We start from the raw sequence: 21,171 nt of genomic DNA on the forward strand, positions 1-21,171 counted from the left end.
GAGTTGTGGCGTGGCGACTTGGGGGGGGCTGTGGCGTGGTGGGTTCTAAACTCTGTGTTTCTGTCTTTGTGTGTGTTTCTGTCTTTGTGTCTAGGGGTATGGGGGCTTTGGGGGGAGGAGTTTGTTCTGCGTGGATCTGTACTGTGGGGCGCATTTTAAAAAACACCCCCACATACACCCCCAATGCCACAAGCACCCACAAGCACGCCAAGCCATAGAGTTTGAGCACCCTAAAACCCATTAAAGCTCCTATCTCTTTTCAAAATCAATTCTAGGATCAACAAGACTATAAGTCAGATCACTCACCAAATTCACCACCAAGCCCAATAGTGTAAAGATATACAAAGAGGCAAAGACCACCGGGTAATCCCGATTGACAATGCTCTCAAAGCCTAGCAAGCCTAGCCCATCTAGACTAAAGATGATCTCAATGAGCAAGCTCCCGCTAAAGAACACGCCCAAAAACGCGCTAGGGAAGCCTGCGATCACTAAGAGCATCGCGTTTCTAAAGACATGCCCATAGAAAATACGCCCCTCAGAACACCCCTTTGCGCGCGCGCACAGAATGTAGAGCTTGCCCATTTCATCTAAAAAGGAGTTTTTCACCAAGAGCGTCAAGGTGGCAAACCCCCCAATGCTCATGCACAACACCGGCAAAGCGATATGCCATAAATAATCTTTGATCTTGCCAAAGACGCTTAAACTTGCAAAATCCTCGCTCACCAGCCCCTTTAAGGGGAAGATCTGCCAATAAGTCCCTGAAGCAAAGAGCACGATGAGGATAATGGCAAATAAGAAGGAGGGGATGGCGTTTGCCACAATCACGGCGACACTGCTAGCGACATCAAAATGCGAATTATTATGGCGGGCTTTGTAAATGCCTAGGGGGATGGAGATAAGGTAAATGAGCAAGGTACTAAAGAAGCCTAGCGAAATGGAGACGGGGAGTTTTTCTTTGATGAGATCGATCACGCCAATTTGGCGGTAAAAACTCTGCCCAAAGTCAAAGACCAAGTATTTTTTGAGCATCTCCACATAGCGCGTCCAAAGGGGTTTGTCAAAGCCATAGAGCTTAGTCAGCTCAGCATAGAGGGCAGAATCCATGCCCTGCCCCCCCTTGTAACGGCTTTCGCTCAATTGTCTATCCTTGAGCGAGGTGCTGTTGGTTTCTTGATTGTTGATCCCACTGAGCCTAGCCATCATCTGCTCCACAGGTCCGCCCGGAGCGCTTTGGATGATGAAAAAATTGATGGTGATGATGCCTAACAAGGTGGGGATGATGAGCCAAAGGCGTTTGAGGATGTAGCGCGCCATTTAACGCTCCTTTTGCAGAGTTTTATCCCACCACAGCGTGGGCGAAAAACCATAGGGGGGTGAGATTTTGGGCATGCCCACCTTATCCCAAAAGGCGATACGAAAGCTCGAGCCATAGAATTGGGGCACGACATAAAACCCCCATAAGAGCACGCGATCGAGCGCGCGCACATAGGCGATTTGACTCTCCCGATTGGGCGCGCTAATCACCCCCTTGATGAGCTGATCGATCACCGGGTTAGAAATCCCAGAATAATTGCGACTCCCTGCTTGGTTGGCGCTCTTACTGCCCCAAAAATAGCGTTGCTCATTGCCCGGGAACAAAGATTCTCCAATCACCCCTGCAATCATGTCGTAGTCAAACTTTTTAACCCGGTTGGCGTATTGACTCAAATCCACCCTTTGCACACGCATTTCAATCCCCAAGATCTTGAGATCACGCGCGTACGCTAGGGCGAGGCGTTCAAACCCCGGGCTATTGAGCAAAATGGTGAAGGTGAAGGGTTGTTTGGTTTTGGCGTTGATGAGGCGGTTATGAGACACCACATAGCCCGCTTCTTTTAAGAGTTTTTGGGCGTATTTGAGATTTTCACGCAGATTCTGCCCGAGTTTGGGCGCGCCATCTGTGCGGGGCACGATATAGGGACTGGTGAAAATTCTAGGGTTATAAGCTTCTAACTGGGTTTTGTAGCGATCTAAAATTTGAAGTTCCATGCCCTGGGGCAGCCCACTGGAGGCAAAGACAGAGTTGCTAAAATAGCTAGGCGAGCGGGTGTATTGGGAGAAGAAGAGATTGCGATTAGCCCATTCAAAATCAAAGGCGTAAAAAAGCGCTTCGCGCACCCGCAAGTCTTTAAAAAGGGGTCTACGGGTGTTGATAAAAAAGCCCTGCATGCCTGCGGGCAGCTCGTGTTTCAAGAGTACCTTGTGGATCTTGCCCTGTTCAATGCCCTTGCCCACATAGCCCCGCGCCCACACCTTCGCCGTGCTTTCATAGCGCCAATCATAAGCCCCGCTTAAAAACGCCTGCAAGGCTACCGAGTCGTCTTTATAGTATTCATAGACGAGGCGATCAAAATTGTATTGCCCCTTGATGGGGGGCAGATCGCGCGCCCAATAGTTTTTATTGCGCACATAGGTGATGCGCTTGCCCACATCAAAGGATTCAACCATGTAAGGACCGCTAGACACCGGGACCAGCAAGGAGGTTTTCTCAAAGTCATGTTTTTCAAAGAAATGTTTGGGGATCACCTGTAATTGCCCCAAAATCAAGGGCAGTTCGGTGTTGGTGTTGGTTTTAAAGGTGAATTTGATGTGGTACTTGTCTAGGACAATGGCTTGCTTCACATCTTCATAATACTGCCTAAATACCGGGTTGCTCTTGGTGATGGTGTCAAAGCTGTATTTGACATCTTGGGCGGTGATAGACACGCCATCGCTAAATTTAGCCCGGGGATCAATGCCAAAGATCACATAGCTACGATCGGGAGCGACTTCAATGTCATTGGCGATCAGAGCGTATTCGCTAAAGGGTTCGTCCAAACTTTGGGTGAGCAAGGTGTCATAGACCAACTCCAAGCCACTCGCCTTATTGCCCTTGAGGGTGAAGGGATTGAGAGTGTCAAAAGTGCCAATGGCATGGCTTCTTAGCACCCCGCCCTTAGGGGCATCAGGGTTGGCATAATCAAAATGGGTGAAGTGCTGGGCGTATTTTACATGCCCCCCCAAAGAGATATAGGCGCGCCCCATAGAGGCAAGCACACAAGCAAGATCCCCAAAATGCCGCGCGCGTTCATAGCAAGCCCATTAAGGTTTTGGCGTGTTGGTAGGTTTGCGCGGCGATGGGCTGGATCGCCTCTAAGCCCTCTTGCAAGATGGATGCAACATACCCTCTTTGTGCTTGTAAGCGCGTATACGCCTCTCTAATTGGCTTAAAAGTTTCTGCCACAACTTCTATCAACGCCTTTTTAAAATCCCCATAGCCCTTCCCTTCAAACTGGGCTTCTACCTGTGCGCTCTCTTGTTGACTCAACAGGGCATAGATATTTAAAAGATTGTAAACCCCGGGGCGGGTGGGATCAAAGCGCAGAGTGCCTATTGAATCTGTGGTCGCCTTTTTGATTTTCTTGGCAATCAAGTCCGGCTCATCCAAGAGAAAGAGCGCGTGCAAAGCCCCCGGGTGCGACTTGCTCATCTTGACTGAGGGGTCGTCTAAGCCCATCACCCGCGCGCCCACATCGCCAATCAAGGGCTTGGGCACTTTAAAGCACTCCCCAAAATCCCGATTGAATTTGAGCGCGATATGGCGCGTGAGCTCTAGATGTTGCTTTTGATCTGCCCCCACCGGTACGCAATCTGTTTGGTAGAGTAAAATATCTGCTGCCATGAGCACGGGATAGGTGAAAAGTCCGGCTAGGGGGCTTTTCTCTTTAGTGCTCTTGTCCTTAAATTGGGTCATGCGCGCTAAATCTCCCATAGACACGCCACAACTGAGCAACCAGCACAGCGCCCCGTGCTCATTGACCTGACTTTGCATGAAGAGTTTGGATCGCTTAGGGTCAATCCCGCATGCCAACAATAGGGTTGCCATTTGCAAGCTTTGTTCTTGCAAGGCACTAGGGTTTTGGGGGGTGGTGAGCGCATGCGCATTCACCACGCAAAAAATGCTTTCATAGCGATCCTGCCAATCTACCCATTGCTTAATCGCCCCTAGATAATTGCCCAAATGCATCCCCCCTGTGGGTTGAATCCCTGAAAACACGCGCTCTTTCATGCCAGTCCTTTCTGCAAATGTCCTACCAAAAACACCACCTCATAACTCAAAGATTCATAGGGGGCTTGAAAGCGCAAGGCTTTAGCCCGTTTAAAATCCAGCCCCCCGCCCAACAAGCCCGCGTATTTGAGCTGGGCTAAAAAGGGCGCGCGCCCATCAAAGATCTGTTGAAAGCGCTCCACCCATAGACGCTTTTCAAAGCCTTCAAAACGCGCCTTTAAGATGTCTAAGACTTCTTCACACCCCCTTAGAGGCGAGTTTGTGCCTAAAAAGGTGTGCACCTCCTGCAAGCTCGCGCGCGTGTGGATGGCTAGGGCGATGTGGGTACAAGCGCGCGCCAACTTGGCACAAAGCCCGTCTAAATCCCGCGCCCATTGCAATGCTGAGGCGCTCACAAGCAAGCTACAGGGCAGAGTCTCCCAAGTTTCAAAATCTTGACAAATCAGGCGCACGCGATCCACCCTAGCGCACGCGCGCGGGTGTTCTTGCAACATCTCTAAGGCGCGATCCACCCCGATAAACTCGCCCACATGGATCTCAAAAAAGGGGAGGGCGTTGAGCACACTCCCCTGCCCACAACCCAAATCCACCATGCGCGCACAGCACTGGGGCGCGCACTCCTGTAAGAGGCGCGCGGCGATGCGTTGTTGCACCCCTGCATGGCGTGCATAGCTCTTTGCCCTTTTGCCAAAAGAATAAGGTTCGATCTCTCTTTGCACAGACGCATTTTAGTAAAAATTTGCTAAGATTGGCGTTTATGTTGATGGAGAATGTATGAGTAGCGTGTTGTTGGTGTTACAGATTGTCCTAGCTGTGGTGATTGTGATTGTGGTACTCTTGCAAAAGAGCTCAAGCATCGGGCTAGGGGCTTATAGTGGAAGCAATGAATCCCTCTTTGGAGCTAAGGGGCCGGCGAGCTTTTTAGCCAAGCTCACGATGGTTTTGGGCTTTTTATTTCTGAGCAACACCATCGCGTTGGGCTATCTTTACAATAAAGAGTACAATATCAGCGTGTTGGACAGCACGCCTAAAAACTCTCTAGTGCCCCTTGTGCCTCCCAGTGCACCCAGCACGCCTAGCACGCCCTCTAACCCCTTGAGCACCCCCCCGGCCAACCCTTTAAGCAACCCCTTACTCCAGAACGCGCCCACGCAAAACCCCCTCATCCCTAAAACCAACCCCTAAGGATCAGCATGTTAGATGGCATTTACAAACAAACCAGCGCGCAAATGCATAAGAGCTTGCAAGCGCTTTTAAAGGACTTCACCACCCTGCGTAGCGGCAAGGTGTCTATCAACTTAGTAGAAAATGTGCGCGTGGATTACTATGGCACACCCACCCCGCTCAACCAAGTTGGCTCCGTGATCGCCAGCGATGCGAGCACTTTGAGCATCACCCCTTGGGAGAAGAACCTTTTAAAAGACATTGAACGGGCGTTGCAAGAAGCCAATTTGGGCGTGAATCCCAATAATGATGGTGAGAGTGTGAAACTCTTCTTCCCTCCCATGACCTCTGAACAACGCAAGGAGATCGCCAAAGACGCTAAGGGCATGGGCGAAAAGGCGAAGGTGGCGGTACGCAATATCCGCCAAGACGCTAATAACCAGATCAAAAAGCTAGAAAAAGACAAAGAAATCAGCGAAGATCAGAGCAAAAAGGCGCTCGCTGAGGTGCAAAAGATCACCGACACAGCCATTAAAAAGATTGAAGACGCGCTCAAAGCTAAAGAAGAGGAGATTTTAAAACTCTAATGGATATTTTGCGCATATACCAAGATTGTGGCGCGCTCTTAGAGGGGCATTTTCTACTCAGCAGCGGGAATCACTCCAATTTTTACTTACAATCGGCTAAAGTCTTAGAAGAGCCTAAATTAGCCGCACAACTCGCCCAAGCCCTAGCCCAAGAGATCATGGGTGCGGGTATGCGCGTTGATGGCGTGTGTTCTCCGGCTTTGGGGGGGATTTTAGCCGGTTATGAGCTCGCGCGCGCGCTCAACACGCGCTTTATTTTCACCGAGCGCGTGAATGGGGCGATGACCCTTAGGCGCGGGTTTGAAGTCAGTCCCCAAGAAAAAATCCTCATCTGTGAGGACATCATCACCACGGGAGGTTCAGCCCTAGAAGCGGCTCATTGTGTGCAGGCGTTGGGCGCTCAGGTGATCGCCTTTGCCAGTTTGGCAAATCGGGGTTTTTGTGCGCGCACCAACGCCCCCGCCCCCACCAACACAGGGCATGCCTGCAAATTGCCCCCGGACATCCCCTTCTTTTCTTTAGCAGATTTTAATTTTGCCATGTACAAACCCGCGCATTGCCCTTTATGCGCCACCAGCGCGCCAGTCAAGCCGGGTAGCCGTGGGAATGAAAAATAACGCCCTAGAAACTTTCTCTTCTTTGCATGCGCGCGCGCGCTTAAAAGCCCTGTTGGTGGATATTTTCATGCTCTATACCCCCTTGCTTTACTTTAGCGCCTATGTGATCTTGGGCTCGGCGCAGAGTTTTAGAACCCATCAAGGCGTGATCTTTGCCTGTGTGGGGGTTTATGGGTTGATCAGCGCGCTCTTTGTGGCTGTAAGTGGGCAAACCCCCGGGTGGCGCTATGTGGGCTTAAAGCTTGTGGATTCTAAGAGTGGGGGTAGAGTGGGCTTTTGGCGGGCGTGGGGGCGTTTTGGGCTGTGGCTGGTGGTGGCTAGCACGCTTGTGGGGCTCTTCACACCCTTTTTCACGCGCCATAAACGCCTCTTGCACGATGTACTTTGTAGGACGGCGCTCACACAGGTTTAAGGCATGGTAACTAAGGTGGTGTAAAAGATCATGCCTGTTAAGTGCTTGATATTGAGCAAGGCTTTCTTGTAAGCGTAGTGATTTTCTACACTGGCGATGGTGCCCACAAAGATGCCCGCGCTAAAGATCCCATCTAAACCGCTGGTGAGCACCACATCGCCCTGTTTGACAGGGGCATAGGCGGGCAAATAGTCCACATAGGTTTTGAAATTTTGGTTGGTGATAAAGCCATAATAGATCTTCCCCCCACTTTGGATCATCACGCTATAAGTGGTGCGCGCGTCTCCATGCAAGAGTCCGATAAAACGCCCTTCTTTTTGCACGGCAATCCCGATGGCGCGATCAAAGGCCACCATGCCTAAAATCTTATCTTTAGGATAGGGTGTTTGGACATCTAAAAGCAATTCATAGGTGTTGTTGAGTTGTGCAAAGCCATAGACACGCGTGAGTGTGTAGATGGGGGGGGTGTAAAGAGTGGGGGGGGTGAGTTCTGAATCGGACGCGCAGGTGGGGGGAGAGTAAGTGGCAAAGGGGGTACTCGCATTAGGGGTTTTAGGAGGATTGGGTAAAGAGGCTTGCAAGTTGGCTAGATCGTGTACCTCTAGGGCCAAAGCTTGGTTGCGCGCGTTCAAATCGGCATAAGAAAACTGCAAACGCCGGTAGGATTCTAGCTCTTGTTGGTAGCGCGCGATGGTGTTTGCCTGATCAAAATGGCGTTGGTAGGCAGAGACCAAAGCGTCCTTGAGATTTAAAAAAGTGATCTTAACTTTGTCGCTGACAAAACTGCGCGACCCCCTAATATCTAGCACCCATAGCGCACACACGATCAAAATAAAAATGAGCACCGTGCGCTTGCTAATCATCCGCGCGCTACAAATCTCCCAAACTGCTCAATAGATCTAAATCCTCAATGGCGCGGCTAGTGCCCCTTGCCACTGCTAAAAGCGGTTCTTCACCCACAAAAACGGGCAATTTTACAATATTGCTCAGATATTTATCCAGCCCTCTGATGAGCGCCCCCCCACCGGTGAGCACCACGCCATTTTCTACAATGTCGCCGGCTAAATCGGGCTTGACCTCTTCTAAAACCGCTTTGAGCGCGTTGCTGATTTCACGAATCTGCTCCTTGATCGCCTCGCGCACATCCTCACTGCTCAAAGTGATGGTGTTTAAAATCCCGCTCACCTGATCGCGCCCGCTGACCTCCATTGTCAAGGGGGGGTTGAGCTCAATGGCTGAACCGATGGCGATCTTAATCTCTTCGCCCGTGCGCTCCCCAATTTGCAAGTTATAGGTTTTGCGTACATAATCCACAATGCTCGCGTCTAATTTATTCCCCGCCACGCGGATACTCTTGCTCACCACCAGCCCGCCTAGACTGATCACCCCAATTTCTGTTGTGCCCCCGCCGATGTCCACAATCAAGCTCCCCTGGGGGTCCTTCACGGGCAGGCCCGCCCCAATGGCAGCAGCCATGGGCTCTTCAATCAAGAAGACCTCGCGCGCGCCAGCACTCATGGCACTTTCTTTAACCGCCTTGCGCTCTACACTGGTCAAGCCATAGGGCACACAAACCATGATGCGGGGGCGAATCAAAGCCTTTCGTTGGTGGGCTTTCTCAATGAAATAGCGAATCATTTTCTCGGTGATGTCAAAATCTGCGATCACGCCATCTTTCATGGGGCGGATCGCCTGCACCCCAGCGGGGGTTTTGCCAATCATCTCCTTAGCCTCGCTCCCCACAGCGAGCACCTCCTCCATGCGATCGTATTTGTTCAACTTGACCGCTACAATGGAGGGTTCATTGATGATGATTCCCTGTCCTTTGACAGAGACCACAGTGTTGGCTGTCCCTAAATCAATGGCAACATCATGCGAGAAAACACCGATGAGTTTATCCAGTATCATAGACTTCTTTCTGTTAAGATGGCATGGGTAAAGGTTTATTTTTCTTGATATACAAGGGTTTTTCTTGTTGCAAGACGCATTCTTTAGTGATGATCACTTGATAATCTTTGAGGCTGGGCAGATCGAACATCACATCCATGCTAAAGCTTTCAATGATGGATCGCAGTCCTCGCGCGCCCACCTTGCGTTTGATGGCCAAATTGGCGATTTCTTCAATCGCGTTGGGTTCAAAGATCAATTCCACACCATCCATTTTAAACAACTGTTGGTATTGTTTGATGAGCGCGTTTTTGGGTTTGAGCAGAATGTCCACCATCGCCTCTTTAGAAATGGGTTTGAGCGTGGAGATGACGGGCAAACGCCCGATGAGCTCAGGGATCAAGCCATAACTGATGAGATCCTCGGGGCCCACCAAGTGTAGAATATCCTCTAATTGCTCCTTGGTTTTCTTCTCATTGCCAAAGCCTAGCACATTGCTATGGATTCGGCGTTTGATGATGTCAATAATACCATCAAACGCGCCGCCACAAATGAAGAGAATGTTGGTCGTGTCAATTTGGACAAAGTTTTCATTGGGGTGTTTGCGTCCGCCCTTAGGGCTGACATTCACCACACTCCCCTCAATGATCTTTAAAAGGGCTTGTTGCACCCCCTCCCCGGACACATCGCGCGTGATGGAGCGGTTCTCTGAGAGACGGGCGATTTTATCGATCTCATCAATGAAGACGATCCCGCGCTGGGCGCGTTCCACATCGCCATCGCTAGCCTGCAGTAGGCGCGTCAAGATGTTTTCTACATCTTCACCCACATAGCCCGCTTCTGTCAAGCTAGTCGCATCGCTGATTGCAATAGGAATGTTCAAGAAACGCGCTAAAGTTTGTGCCATCAAGGTCTTGCCACTGCCTGTAGGCCCCACAAGCAAGATATTAGACTTGGAGATTTCCACATCGTCTAAAGAGTTTTCAGCACTAAAGTCGGTGTTTTTGGTGTGTTGCTTTTGTCTTTGCTTTTCTTGGTGGTTTAGGCGCTTGTAGTGGTTGTACACAGCCACACTGAAAACCTTTTTAGCCTCTTCTTGCCCCACCACATAGTTATCCAAGCATTCCTTCAGCACGCTAGGAGAGGGTACAAGGGTTGCACCCACACTCTTGGTGGCCTTGGGCAATGTGTTCTCAATGAGCTCTAGACGGCCACCCTCTAGAACACCAGAATGTAAATCTGGATGGAGCTCCTTGTAAAGGTATTCAATGCAATACTCACACACATGAGTGTCCTTCCCAGATTTCTTAGAAGAAAACACTAGGCGGCGTTGGTAACCTAATGTACTCTCGGGTTTGTTACAAAAACTGCAATAACGGGTGTTCATGCATTCTCCTGAGTCAAATGTGCGGCTTTAAAGGCGACCCCGCGCTCACTCTCTAAGATGAAGCCACAAATCTTTTGGGCATGGGGGTTGTCTGGATGTTCTGCTAATAATTTCTTCGCATTGTCGCGGATGGAAGTGTTTTCACAGGCAAAGAGTTTTTTATAAAGGGCGTTGATGAAGTCAATTTCATGGCTTTGCAAGAGCTGGCGCATGCGGTGGCGGTTGATCCCCTTGATAAAAGCGCGATTGCCCTCTACAATGCAATAGGGGGGCACATCCTTACCCAGCGCGCTAGCCCCGGCCACCATGCAACCCCTAGCAATGCGCACAAATTGGTGGATAGCAGTAAGTCCGCCAATGTTGACATGATCGCCAATTTCAATATGCCCAGCCAAAGTAACCCCATTGGCTAAAATGCAATAATTTCCAATCTGGCAATCATGGGCGACATGCACATAGGCCATCAAGAGGTTATCATTGCCAATCCGTGTTATACCCCCCCCGCCTTGAGTGCCTGGATTAATCATGCAGTACTCGCGAATTAGATTGCGTTCCCCAATGAGCAACTGGGTTTGTTCGCCATGGTATTTCAAATCTTGAGGGATTGTACCCAAGGTGGCGTAAGGAAAGACAACCGTGTGTCTTTTAATGGTGGTACGCCCTAGCACGGTAACATTATTGTAAAGTTCCACGTCCTCTTCCAAAGTTACATCAGGCCCCACAACACAAAAATGTCCAACATGCGCGCCCGGAGCGATGCAGGCCTTGGGGTCGACAATGGCCGTGCTCGCGATCATGCCAGTTCTCCTGCGCCCCTTTTGCCACTCTCTCTATCTACAATCATTGCCTTGAGCTCTGCCTCCGCTGCAATTTTATCACCCACCTTAGCCACTCCGCCCACCTGCCAAATCATGCCCTTGTGTTTGAGCACTTCTAAATGGTAGTGGAGTTGATCGCCCGGGATAACAGGATTTCTAAATTTCACGCGATCGATGGTCATAAAGTACACCAGCTTGGTGCGCGCCACCTCCGGATTGACTCCAAATAAGCTTGCAAAGGCCAAAAGCCCGCCCGCCTGTGCCATGCCCTCTACGATGAGCACGCCCGGGTAAATGGGCTTGCTGGGGAAATGCCCTGTAAAAACCTCTTCGTTATAGGTGATGTTCTTATAAGCGTGCACCTGTTTATAAGTCTGCAAGCGCACCACGCGATCCACGAGCAAAAACGGGTAGCGATGGGGTAGAATCTGGGCGATGGCATGGATGTCCATGTCTAACACACAATCTTGCATTCTAAGGCCTTTGCGCGAAATTCAGATGAATTTTTAACTCTACCATGCGCAAGTTTAAAACTCCATTAGTGGCGCATTTTAGGGTATTTGAACTCCACACGCCCCAAGCCTAAGATATGCCCTCTAATGGCATCATGGAGATCCCCAATGAAGAAGGGGGGTTTTAAATCCACATGCGCCACATCTAGGGCATAGACTTGGATCAAGTAATGGTGATCACCATTGGGAGGCATGGGTCCAATATAGGTGCTATTGGCCAAATTAGAAGCATGTTTTTCCTCTGGACTCAAAGAGGAGCGCCAATATCCTTCTGTGAGCGAGTTAACCCCTTGGGCAATATGCTTGTTTTCCACAGAAGCGTTTTCAGCCAGCTTGGTGCCCGTGATATTGCCCACCACCCAGTGGATAAAGGACTTGCCCACCACAAAGGCCGCATCGTCATCCACGATTTCTAGGGCATAACCCTTGGCCCCGGGCACTGCCTCCCAACTGATTTCAGGCGATCGTTTGGGCAGACCATGCTCTAAGAATTGCGCTTGCGCATTGCCTCCAAATTTGAGGTCTAAAAATCCTTGATCATCGGTGTGCACAAAAACTTTAAAAAATTGCATCTGTTCTCCTTGCTGTTGTGTTGTTTGGCGTGGCTGGGAGCTTGCCACCCCCATCAAGACACAGGCTAGAAAAAGGGCTTTGAGTACACTCAAGCCAATCGCCCTTTGAGTACCTGAGCCACTTCAAAGCCCGCGTTGAGCCCTATACCAATACTGGCTCCAGATTTATAGACAATATCGCCCACGATGTACAGATTGGCAATACTGCTCTCATGCTCGGGGCTCACAAGGGGTAAATTGCTCTCGCCCAGCGCCACTTTACATTTTTTGAGAAACTCTAGGGGAGTCGATCCCCCAATAGCAAACAAGACGCGATCGTAGAATCCATACGATCCATCCTTGAAATGCACCTGCACCTTCCCCTCAACCCCACTCAAGCCTTCAATATCCACGCCCAATTTTTGACTCAAATTTTTGCTAAAGGCCTCTTCTAGGTTTTTCAAATTATCTTCATTCACACGGCTAAAGGTACTTTGGCGGTAGTTAAGAGTGGTGTTGTTGTTATTGGCCAGCGCGATGGCGTATTCCACGGCTGAATTCCCTCCGCCCACCACCAAGACCTCTTCTTTTTCCTTACAATCGTTGATGGTGTAAACCACCTGACGCATCACCTCTACAGGGATGGGATAAGAGGGGCGGTTGGGTTGCCCCATTTTGCCAATGGCGATCACCACACTTTTAGCTTTAAACACCTGATTGGACCCGCTCACCACTTCAAAGATGTCTTCTTTCTTTAACACGCTTTCAATCCCCATGTTGTAGGCGGCCTCAATATGGTGCTCTTGCAAGGCTTTTTCCATGACCTCTAGCGCGCCCTCTTTATCGGTGTCGCTAAAGGGGATATGCCCCTTGATGTCCACAACCTGTTTGCGATAATCTTTATCTACGCGCTTATTGGCCTTATAATACTTGCGTATCATCCCGCAGCTCTGCGCCTCTTTCTCACATAACAACACTTTGGGGATTCCATTGAGCTTACACTCTACGGCGGTGGCGATCCCACTAGGTCCTGCACCCACTATCACTACATCGTAAATCTCACCCATGCTATCCTTTCTTTTTAGACTTGAGTTCTTCTTGTTTGGCGGTGCGCAGATCGCTAGGGCTATCGTAGAGCAAAACCTCTAACATCTTTTTCTCATCGTTAAATTGTTTGCCTTTAAGTCCCCATAAAAAGATCAACAAGCCCACTAAACCTAACACTAGCGAAACAAAGAGCATCAGAAAGAGCGTGTTGGTGTGCATTAGCCGGCCATAAACTCTAAAGTACTTTGCTTGAGTGCTTCAACAAGGTTTTGAATTTCTTCGGGGGCAAGCATAGCCTGAGATTTACACACCAGTAGAGAAACAAAATCGCGCTTCCCCCCGCCCTTATTCTCATAGCCCAGCCCCTCAAGGCGGTGTTTCAAATGCGCTAGCAAGGCTAGCATGTCCTCACTCCCCACCGACTTAAGCGACAACTCTAAGCCGTGTTTTTGGGGATTGGGGCAGAGAAACAGCGCGACCAAGTTTTTTTGTTGTTTTTTATGCGCATCCACGAGTGCGAAAAACTCTTTGAGATGTTCCTTTTGGGCGTGCAAAAGGGCAAGTTGCTTATCTTGAATGGGATACCACTGCACAAGGTGGGTGCAATCCTGCTTGGAGGTGGGGCGTTGGGCTTTAGTGTCTAAGCCCTTGAGAATGTCATGGGTTTTTAATTTTTGGCGCGCTTGTCTGAGTGTGGCGCGCTCTTGGGCGATGAATTGGTAATACGCTTTTCCACACACCGCCTCAATGCGCCTCACCCCCGCGCTCACGCTCAAACTCTTGGTAATGGCAAAGCCTCCAATATGCGCGCTATCACGCACATGCACCCCCCCGCATGCCTCTAGGCTGTCTGCAATGCGCACCACGCGCACCTCTTCTAAATACTTGTCTTCAAACAACATCACCGCCCCGCTTTGTTTGGCGGCCTCCGCTTCCATGTGCTGGACATGCGTGCTGGATCCCATGCTAACTTGGGCGTTCACGAAAGCCTCAATCGCGTCTATTTCTGCATCGCTTAAGGCACGGTAAAAACTAAAGTCAAAGCGTAGGCGTTGGGCTTCTATATGGCTTCCCTTTTGCTGGATTTGGGCAATCTTGCCTTCAGCGCGCGCAGCTTCACCCAAAACTTTTCTAAGGGCTAGATGTAAAAGATGGGTCGCGCTGTGGTGTTTGGCGATCTCAGCACGCTCGATCACCTGCGCAATCACACCATCCCCTATGCGCGCGGGCGCGACAAATTCTACAAAACTGATATTGATCGCCCCCACCTTTTGCGTGTCTAGCACATGGGCTAGGGGATTGTGTTGCAAATCTAACAACACGCCCTTATCCCCGATGGGCCCCCCGCCTTGAGGATAAAAAGGGGTTTTATCCAAGACGACATAGGCTTTTGTGCCTGCGTGCACCTCCTTAGAATAGACTAATTCTCCTTGTACATCGGGCGCATAGAGCGCGTTAATCTTGGCATGCAATCTTTCATGCGTGTAGCCCTCAAAGGTATTGGGTTCTAGCATGCTCAAATCCAACGCCCTTAATCCCTCTTTTGTGCTTGTTTGTTTGAAATGTTGCGAGCGTTGTTTTTGCTCCTGCATGCACGCCTCATAGCCGGCTAGATCAACTTCAATCCCCTTATCTCTGAGCATGTCCATGGTCAAATCCAAGGGGAAACCATAGGTGTCATAAAGCTTGAACGCCACCGCGCCGCTAAAAATTTCATTGCTCTGCGCGAGCGCGCTCTCAAAAAGGTGCATGCCCTTCTCTAGGGTGTCCAAAAACAACTCTTCCTCTGCCTTGCATTCGGCTTGTAAACTCTGCTGGTGTTCTTGTAAAATGGGGTAATCGTGCATGGAGGCGCACACACTCCCTAGAATTTTATAGAAAAAGGGTTGGTTAAGTTCGTGCCCCTTGGCATGCTCGAGCAGGTAGCCATGCCTTAGTGCGCGGCGCAAAATCCGCCTGAGCACATAGCCCCGCCCTGTGTTGTCAAAATACACCCCCATAGCTAGCAAAAACGCCACGCTCCTAGCGTGATCGGCGAGCACTCTAAAGGATTCTTTATGCGCGCTATAGGGCAGGTCAAAAACCTCTTCAATACACGCCATCAAGGGCTTGAATAAAGAAGAATCAAAATTGTTTTGCACCCCTTCTAACAGGGCTTGCACCCTCTCTAGCCCCATGCCCGTATCAATGCAGGGCTGGCTTAAAGGGGTGAGCACCCCTTCTTTAGAGCGATCGTATTGCATGAACACCAAATTCCAAATCTCTAAAAAGCGATCCCCCTCGCCCCCAAAATAATCCTGATCAGAATGGAAAGCCTGCGCGCCTTGATCGATGTAGATCTCACTGCAATACCCACAAGGTCCTGTATCTGCCATCTGCCAAAAATTATCCTTATCGCCCATTGTCTTGATATGGCTCTTGGGTACAAATTTTTGCCATAGCTGGTAGGCTTGCGCGTCCTTTTCATGCACGCTAATATAAATGTCTTTGTTTTGAAAGCCTAGAGTTTTATGCACAAAACTATAGGCATAGGCGATCGCCTCCTCTTTGAAATAGTCAAAGAAAGAGAAATTCCCCAACATCTCAAAAAGGGTATGGTGGCGGTTGGTGTAGCCCACATTCTCTAAATCATTGTGTTTGCCCCCTGCGCGCATACACAGCTGGGCGCTTGTGGCGCGGGGCGCGAAGGGCGCGACCTTGCCTAAAAAAATGTCTTTGAATTGCACCATGCCCGCATTGGTGAAGAGCAAGCTGGAATCATCGGGCACAAGGCTAGAACTGGGTACGCGCACATGGTTTAGGTGTTCAAAATGTTGCAAAAAAGCATTCTTAATGTCCATAGTTTCTCCACGATCGTATGGGCGCATTATAGCATATTGCTTTGGGGTTGTGGTTAGGTGTTGGTTGTTTTTTTTCGATTAAGGTAGAGTGGCTTGAGGCTAAACTCGAGCTAAACTCAAAGGAGATTGTATGGATTTGTTGATCCGAAATATCAAACAAGACGATTTAGGAAGTTTTCAGGAACTCGCGACTCGCTTAGGGGTTTCATTGGAAGTGTTGCCTGTGCATGCCCCCGGCGATCACACGCATGCCCCTCGCAACCACTTGGAGGTTTTTGCGAGCACGCCCACAGATGGCGCGACAATCGCCCTCTTGGAGGGTTCTCAGCAAGAACCCAGTGCCTATGGGCAGCCCCCTAGAGTGTGCAATTCCTATTACAACCCTCTTAATACCCACCAGCGGGACCACAGGGCGCATGACGAATGCGAGCGCGAGCGCACTCATCGTTACAAAAGAGACCACAATGGCACATCAGAGCCATTTCTCTAGGAGGCGCATCGCCTCTAGGTGTTTTTCTTCATCGCCCTCATACACCTGGTAATGTTTGATTGCCTCTGTGTAAAGGGCTTGGGCTTTGGGGGTGTCTTGGGGCACGCCCAAACCCTCCTCATAAGCCTTTCCTAACGCGTAAAACTCGTAACCAAAATCTGTTTCTCCTAGCGCGATGCGTTTGAAGTACCCAAAGGCATCCAGATAGGCACGCACTAGGTGGGGCGCGCCCAACGGGGCGCTTTGGTTATAGTGGTTAAAAAGGGTGAGGAGAGCGTCATCGCTCAAGTTGGCTAGTCTATCTGGCATACATGTCCTTTAATATGAAATCTTCTTGGGTTTCTTGGGTGCGCGCTTCTTGAAATACAGGCGCAACGCCCTGCCCATCATCGCGGACTTGCTCTCCTGCAGTTTGCCTTTATACTCTAGAGCCTTCTGCGTGTCTTGAGGCACGCCCCATGTACCCATCTCATAGGCATAAATCAGTTTATTGAGCGCATTAATATAAATCCATTGGGTGATGGGGCTGTGTTGTACAATTCCTTCATAGCAATCCAAAGCCTTGCGTTCGTCTTGGCACACCCCCTCCCCTCTCTCATACATTTGGGCTAGGCGATAAAACACCTTTCCATGAGCGCAATGCCCCAAGATGATTTGTTTGTAAAACTGGAAAGCCTTCAAATAGCCCTGCAACCTATGGGGGGCGAGTTGATCGCAGGAAGTGGCGTTGTACAGATTAAACATTTCCAAGAGGGCATCATCGCTCAGGTTATGGTGGTTGGCACGCGTTCTACTGCTGTGCTGTGTGAATGCCATATGCGTCCTTTAGGAGTATTCTAGCACGCCTAGGCTTAATGCTTGGCGCGCATGCCATAGAGTTTTTTGCGCTCCGAAGAGCTGGCGATATTTAAAAGCTTGCGGTATTTGGTGATGGTACGCCGCACCATTTTGAGGTGAAATTTAGCCTCTACGAGTTCTAAGATTTTGAGATCGCTCAAGGGTTTGATCGGATCTTCAGCTTTGATACACCCCAAAATAAAATCCTTGATCGACGCGTTGGAGATGTCGCCCTCTAGAGCGGTGGTAAAGAAACTCTTGATGGGGAAAATCCCGCGCGTACACTCTAAATACTTGTTGGAAATGGCTCTAGAGATTGTGCTAGGCGAATAGCCAAATTCATTAGCAATGTCCACCAAGCGCATGGGCTTGATCTCCTTGCCCTTGAAGAAATCATACTGGTATTCTACCAACATCAGCCCGATCTTTAAGATTGTCTGTTGGCGCATTTGCAAGGCATCCACTAAATCCCGCGCCTCTTTGAGTTTTTCTTTGAGGTAATCGTTGGATTCTTTGATTTTGGGCTCTTCAATGATCACTTTAGGGTAGTAACTATCGTTGAGTTGTACCGAAATTTCACCCTGCTCTTCGAGCACTAAAATATCGGGGATCACGAGGGGCGAGGGGTCGTGAAAATCCAAGGCGGGAGGGTTTTTAAAAGAAGTGATAATTTTCATCGCTTGGGCATAACCCGGGGTGTGGCTATGTTCTTTGTGCTGTTCTAAATTGTCCAAAATTTTGGCGCACAGCTCATAGGTCTGTGTATCCAACTCGCTATGTTGGACAAGCTGAAAAAAAAAGCTCTCCTGTACATCGCGCGCGCCCACACCCGGGGGGTCTAGGTAGGCAAAGCGCTGGCGCACCTTTTCATAGTCTTGCGCCTCCACACCCAGCCCCCCAGCCAGCGCGTGCACATCGCCTTCAAAATAGCCTTCATGATTGAGGTTCTCAATGATGTCTTGGGCAATCTGCAAAGACATCTCTGTGGGAAAAAGAGGGGGGAGGAGTTGTTGGTTGAGTGTTTCATAAAGGGTGGATTTACGCACGCTCAAACTCTCAATCTTGTCGCTCATGGCGTTTTTAAGGCTGGGCGCGTTGGGGCGGGGGGGTTTGTGGAATTGGCATGCGCTAAAATCTGTGCTCAACGCGCTTTGTACATGCACGCAAGGGTTGTCTTGCGCGTAAGTTTGCAGGGTTTCTTCTATTTCTAAGGGGCCGCTCTGCAAAATAGGTAGCCAGCTCTTGAGCGTGGCTGAAAGCTTGCCTTTGGGGGTGGGGGTGGGGCGTAAAATAGCCATCATGCCTTAAAATGCTCGCCCAAATAGTGTTTTCTGACCAATTCGTTGTCATAAATTTGATCGCTGCTGCCACTAGCTAGCAGAGTGCCACTCTTGATCACATACGCGCGGTGGCACACGCTCAAGGTTTCACGCACATTGTGATCGGTGATGAGCACCCCAATATTCATCTCTACCAGCCTCTCGATAATCTTTTGAATATCTAACACCGCGATAGGGTCTACCCCAGCAAAGGGTTCATCAAGCAAGATAAATTTAGGGCTTTTGATCAAGGCTCTAGCGATCTCCACACGCCGCCGCTCTCCCCCGCTCAAAGACATGCCCTTGCGCTTTTGAATCGCTTGGATATTAAAGGCTTCTAGCATCTCTTCAATGCGTTGCATCGCCTCTTTGGAGCTTTTAAAGGTGGTTTGGGCAGCCAACATCAAATTATCCAACACGCTTAAATCTCTAAAAATGCTCGATTCTTGGGGCAGATACCCAATGCCTAGATTGGATCGCTTGTGCAAGGGGTAATTGGAGAGATCGATCTCATTGAGCGCTACACTCCCTCCGCTAGGGCGCAACAACCCGCAAATCATATAAAAGGTCGTGGTTTTGCCCGCTCCATTGGGTCCTAGCAAGCCCACCACCTGCCCGCTTTGCACCTCTAAAGACACATCGTGTACAATCATGGTCTTTTTGATCTGTTTGCTCAAGTGAATCGCGCTGAGTTTATCCATCACTAAACCTATAAATGCGCGCCTCTTGATGGGCTTGCAATTCAAGCGTGAGCACACTAAAGCCTAGTTTGATTAACATCTCTTTAAGCGCGTCAGAACCCCACTCTACAAAATGCACCCCCTTGCATTCTAAAGACTCCAACACGCCCATTTCTAAGAGCTCGTGGATCTCTTTGAGATAAAAATCGTAGTGGTAAATGCAAAAGTCCTCAGCCGGGTAGGTGTGCATCACGCTGAAAGTGGGCGAGGTGGCTTGTGGGGCGCGGTGGGCTTGGCAAAAGCGTTGCACTAAAGTGGTTTTACCACTGCCCAACTCCCCTTGTAAGAGAATGACGATGGGTAAAGTGTGGCATCTCACCCAGCCATCTAGGCGATCCAAGATGGGGGTTAAATGCGCTAAATGCGCCACAATGCTCATGATTTTTCTACCTTGATCTGCACAATCCCTAAATGTTCTTGTACCGCCCCTACAATATCTTGCTCTCCTTGTGCCAATTGTGCGGGCGCGCTAGGGGGTGCGATCTTGACTGCTTGAATCTCCACCCCACTCCCATAAATTTCTTGCACACTCTGGAGGATGATGGGATAGTGTGTTTTCAAAACCTCCCTAGTGTCGGGAGGCGCGTCCGATTGCCATTGTAGGATTTTGTTCTGAAAATTATGAAAGCGTATGTGCTTTTCAAAGAGCGCGCCTAATTCTTGTTGGTGCGCATAGAGTTTAGCGATGAGCTGGCTAAACAACTCTTTGGGAGTGGGGTTTGTCTGGGTTGCTTTTGGCGTGGGCAATTGGGGGGTTGGGGGTTGCAGGGTGCGCTCTGTGGAGGCTTTAGAGGGGGCTTGAGGAGTTTGTGTTGCCTGCATTTTGAGCGCGCTCAAGGCGAGCACAAAATCCCCATCTGCACCCGTGTATAAGAGACTCTTGGCTTGGGCTAAAATGCCCATCCAGCGATCCAGTAGAGGAATGGAAAATCTCTCTTCTAAGAGCGCGTCTTTGAGAAAGATCGCCATTTCCTCTAAGATCATTTGAGGATCGTAGCTACTCAGTGTTTGCAAAAGCGCGCGCACGCGTGCCGGATCGCTCTCTATGGCTTGAAAAAAATCATTCAAGACCTTGCTATCCACCATGCCTAGCATTTGCGCGGTGGCTTCTAGGGTTAAATTGGCGTTGCAGTAACTGATCGCCTGTTCTGTGAGCGTGAGGGTGTCGCGCAAACTCCCCTGTGCGCTTCTAGCCAACATCTCCAACACCCCCTCTTGGTAGATCACCCCTTCGGCTTCTAAGACTTTTTGCAAATGCGCCACAATGGCTTTAGGCGCGATCTTTTTAAAACGAAAATGCTGGGTGCGGCTTAAAATCGTGGCGGGTAATTTGAGCGCATCGGTGGTGGCTAAGATGAATTTCACATGCGCGGGGGGCTCTTCTAAAGTCTTTAAAAGCGCGTTAAAGGCTTCTTTAGTGAGCATGTGGGCTTCATCAATGATAAAGATTTTAAAAGCGCCCATACCGGGTTTATACTTGGTCTGTTCGATGAGTTCGCGCACATCCTCAATACGCCGATGAGACGCGCCGTCCATTTCAACAATGTCCATGTGTTTGTTCTGCAAAGCGTCTACACAATTGATACAAACATCGCAAGGGGTGCTAGTGGGGGCTTTGCTACACTGCAAGGCGCGCGCAAAAATGCGTGCGCTGGAGGTCTTGCCAGAGCCTCTAAGTCCGCTAAATAGATACGCATGCGCCAAACGCCCCTGTTCTAAAGCCAAGCTGAGGGTCTGGGACACGCTTTCTTGCCCCACCAAATCCTTAAAATGCTGGGGGCGGTATTTGAGAGCCAAGACCACAAGCGTCCTTTGTCAGTTTGGCATATTATAGCCTAATTGTGCTGGCTGTAAGTCTAGTCATGTTAAAATCGCC

The 21,171-nt window shown here is 49.7% G+C and carries 24 protein-coding genes and 1 pseudogene; 5 read left to right on the forward strand and 20 right to left on the reverse strand.

Features of this window, described 5'->3' with window-relative positions:
- The 5 genes from EAO38_RS05125 to EAO38_RS05145 form a co-directional block, all read right to left on the reverse strand.
- A partial coding sequence (locus EAO38_RS05125; protein ID WP_205588353.1) for a hypothetical protein occupies positions 1–241 on the reverse strand: 241 nt, incomplete at its 3' end.
- 8 nt (positions 242–249) lie between these two features.
- On the reverse strand, positions 250–1,314 hold the full coding sequence (locus tag EAO38_RS05130) for a microcin C ABC transporter permease YejB (protein ID WP_121021748.1): 1,065 nt from the start codon (positions 1,312–1,314) through the stop codon (positions 250–252).
- A complete protein-coding gene (locus tag EAO38_RS05135; protein WP_121021750.1) occupies positions 1,315–3,063 on the reverse strand; it encodes an extracellular solute-binding protein in 1,749 nt (582 codons plus the stop codon).
- A gap of 43 nt (positions 3,064–3,106) precedes the next feature.
- The gene (gene trpS, locus EAO38_RS05140; protein ID WP_121021752.1) at positions 3,107–4,087 is read right to left on the reverse strand and encodes a tryptophan--tRNA ligase; all 981 of its coding nucleotides are present in this window, start codon (positions 4,085–4,087) and stop codon (positions 3,107–3,109) included.
- Positions 4,084–4,806, reverse strand: coding sequence for a methyltransferase domain-containing protein (locus EAO38_RS05145; protein WP_235852528.1), 723 nt, complete (start codon positions 4,804–4,806; stop codon positions 4,084–4,086). Before EAO38_RS05145 ends, trpS begins: the two co-directional genes overlap by 4 nt.
- A 55-nt stretch (positions 4,807–4,861) precedes the next feature.
- On the opposite strand from EAO38_RS05145, the pseudogene secG reads away from it, so the two are divergent.
- The 4 genes and pseudogenes from secG to EAO38_RS05165 all read left to right on the forward strand — a co-directional run.
- A pseudogene (gene secG, locus EAO38_RS05150) lies at positions 4,862–5,269 on the forward strand (preprotein translocase subunit SecG); the annotation flags it as partial.
- Between the two features lie 11 nt (positions 5,270–5,280).
- Positions 5,281–5,838 (forward strand): ribosome recycling factor, encoded by a 558-nt coding sequence (gene frr / locus EAO38_RS05155; protein WP_104751789.1) that lies wholly within the window; start codon positions 5,281–5,283, stop codon positions 5,836–5,838.
- Positions 5,838–6,455 carry an orotate phosphoribosyltransferase gene (pyrE, locus tag EAO38_RS05160; RefSeq protein ID WP_121021756.1) on the forward strand — a complete coding sequence of 206 codons (618 nt, stop codon included), beginning with the start codon at positions 5,838–5,840 and terminating at the stop codon, positions 6,453–6,455. Before frr ends, pyrE begins: the two co-directional genes overlap by 1 nt.
- Positions 6,445–6,867, forward strand: coding sequence for an RDD family protein (locus tag EAO38_RS05165; protein ID WP_121021759.1), 423 nt, complete (start codon positions 6,445–6,447; stop codon positions 6,865–6,867). The genes pyrE and EAO38_RS05165 overlap by 11 nt, the downstream gene beginning before the upstream one ends.
- Here the strand turns inward: EAO38_RS05165 and EAO38_RS05170 are convergent.
- From EAO38_RS05170 to alaS, 9 genes are all read right to left on the reverse strand, one after another.
- Positions 6,864–7,730 carry a rod shape-determining protein MreC gene (locus EAO38_RS05170; RefSeq protein WP_121021761.1) on the reverse strand — a complete coding sequence of 289 codons (867 nt, stop codon included), beginning with the start codon at positions 7,728–7,730 and terminating at the stop codon, positions 6,864–6,866. The genes EAO38_RS05165 and EAO38_RS05170 overlap by 4 nt on opposite strands.
- A 7-nt stretch (positions 7,731–7,737) precedes the next feature.
- Positions 7,738–8,775 (reverse strand): rod shape-determining protein, encoded by a 1,038-nt coding sequence (locus EAO38_RS05175; protein WP_120945904.1) that lies wholly within the window; start codon positions 8,773–8,775, stop codon positions 7,738–7,740.
- Between the two features lie 13 nt (positions 8,776–8,788).
- Positions 8,789–10,141, reverse strand: a complete 1,353-nt coding sequence (gene clpX, locus EAO38_RS05180) for an ATP-dependent protease ATP-binding subunit ClpX (protein ID WP_121021763.1) — start codon at positions 10,139–10,141, stop codon at positions 8,789–8,791.
- Positions 10,138–10,938, reverse strand: coding sequence for an acyl-ACP--UDP-N-acetylglucosamine O-acyltransferase (lpxA, locus tag EAO38_RS05185; RefSeq protein ID WP_121021765.1), 801 nt, complete (start codon positions 10,936–10,938; stop codon positions 10,138–10,140). The genes clpX and lpxA overlap by 4 nt, the downstream gene beginning before the upstream one ends.
- On the reverse strand, positions 10,935–11,432 hold the full coding sequence (gene fabZ / locus EAO38_RS05190; RefSeq protein ID WP_121021767.1) for a 3-hydroxyacyl-ACP dehydratase FabZ: 498 nt from the start codon (positions 11,430–11,432) through the stop codon (positions 10,935–10,937). The genes lpxA and fabZ overlap by 4 nt, the downstream gene beginning before the upstream one ends.
- Positions 11,433–11,497: 65 nt before the next feature.
- Positions 11,498–12,043: a YbhB/YbcL family Raf kinase inhibitor-like protein gene (locus EAO38_RS05195; RefSeq protein ID WP_121021844.1), complete on the reverse strand. Its 546-nt coding sequence runs from the start codon at positions 12,041–12,043 to the stop codon at positions 11,498–11,500.
- 89 nt (positions 12,044–12,132) lie between these two features.
- Entirely contained in the window at positions 12,133–13,089 is a 957-nt protein-coding gene (locus tag EAO38_RS05200; RefSeq protein WP_121021769.1) for an NAD(P)-binding domain-containing protein, read from the reverse strand.
- Position 13,090: 1 nt separating this feature from the next.
- Positions 13,091–13,288 carry a cbb3-type cytochrome oxidase assembly protein CcoS gene (ccoS, locus tag EAO38_RS05205; protein ID WP_121021771.1) on the reverse strand — a complete coding sequence of 66 codons (198 nt, stop codon included), beginning with the start codon at positions 13,286–13,288 and terminating at the stop codon, positions 13,091–13,093.
- Positions 13,288–15,909, reverse strand: a complete 2,622-nt coding sequence (gene alaS / locus EAO38_RS05210; RefSeq protein ID WP_121021773.1) for an alanine--tRNA ligase — start codon at positions 15,907–15,909, stop codon at positions 13,288–13,290. The genes ccoS and alaS overlap by 1 nt, the downstream gene beginning before the upstream one ends.
- 130 nt (positions 15,910–16,039) lie before the next feature.
- Between alaS and EAO38_RS05215 the strand changes: the two genes are divergently transcribed.
- Positions 16,040–16,399 carry a hypothetical protein gene (locus EAO38_RS05215; RefSeq protein ID WP_121021775.1) on the forward strand — a complete coding sequence of 120 codons (360 nt, stop codon included), beginning with the start codon at positions 16,040–16,042 and terminating at the stop codon, positions 16,397–16,399.
- Here the strand turns inward: EAO38_RS05215 and EAO38_RS05220 are convergent.
- Genes EAO38_RS05220 through EAO38_RS05245 form a run of 6 tightly spaced genes read right to left on the reverse strand, consistent with a single transcriptional unit; the run spans position 16,382 to position 21,098 of the window.
- Positions 16,382–16,708 carry an SEL1-like repeat protein gene (locus tag EAO38_RS05220; protein WP_121021777.1) on the reverse strand — a complete coding sequence of 109 codons (327 nt, stop codon included), beginning with the start codon at positions 16,706–16,708 and terminating at the stop codon, positions 16,382–16,384. The two genes, EAO38_RS05215 and EAO38_RS05220, sit on opposite strands and share 18 nt — an antisense overlap.
- 9 nt (positions 16,709–16,717) lie before the next feature.
- Positions 16,718–17,215, reverse strand: coding sequence for an SEL1-like repeat protein (locus tag EAO38_RS05225; protein ID WP_121021779.1), 498 nt, complete (start codon positions 17,213–17,215; stop codon positions 16,718–16,720).
- A gap of 35 nt (positions 17,216–17,250) precedes the next feature.
- Entirely contained in the window at positions 17,251–18,534 is a 1,284-nt protein-coding gene (locus EAO38_RS05230) for an RNA polymerase factor sigma-54 (protein ID WP_121021781.1), read from the reverse strand.
- Entirely contained in the window at positions 18,534–19,256 is a 723-nt protein-coding gene (gene lptB, locus EAO38_RS05235) for an LPS export ABC transporter ATP-binding protein (protein ID WP_104751568.1), read from the reverse strand. Before lptB ends, EAO38_RS05230 begins: the two co-directional genes overlap by 1 nt.
- Positions 19,249–19,674, reverse strand: a complete 426-nt coding sequence (tsaE, locus tag EAO38_RS05240; protein ID WP_121021783.1) for a tRNA (adenosine(37)-N6)-threonylcarbamoyltransferase complex ATPase subunit type 1 TsaE — start codon at positions 19,672–19,674, stop codon at positions 19,249–19,251. Before tsaE ends, lptB begins: the two co-directional genes overlap by 8 nt.
- A complete protein-coding gene (locus tag EAO38_RS05245; protein ID WP_121021785.1) occupies positions 19,671–21,098 on the reverse strand; it encodes a DNA polymerase III subunit gamma/tau in 1,428 nt (475 codons plus the stop codon). The genes tsaE and EAO38_RS05245 overlap by 4 nt, the downstream gene beginning before the upstream one ends.
- Positions 21,099–21,171: the final 73 nt, after the last annotated feature.

Origin of the sequence: Helicobacter vulpis (assembly GCF_003660395.1) — a bacterium.
Taxonomy (GTDB): Bacteria; Campylobacterota; Campylobacteria; order Campylobacterales; family Helicobacteraceae; genus Helicobacter; species Helicobacter vulpis.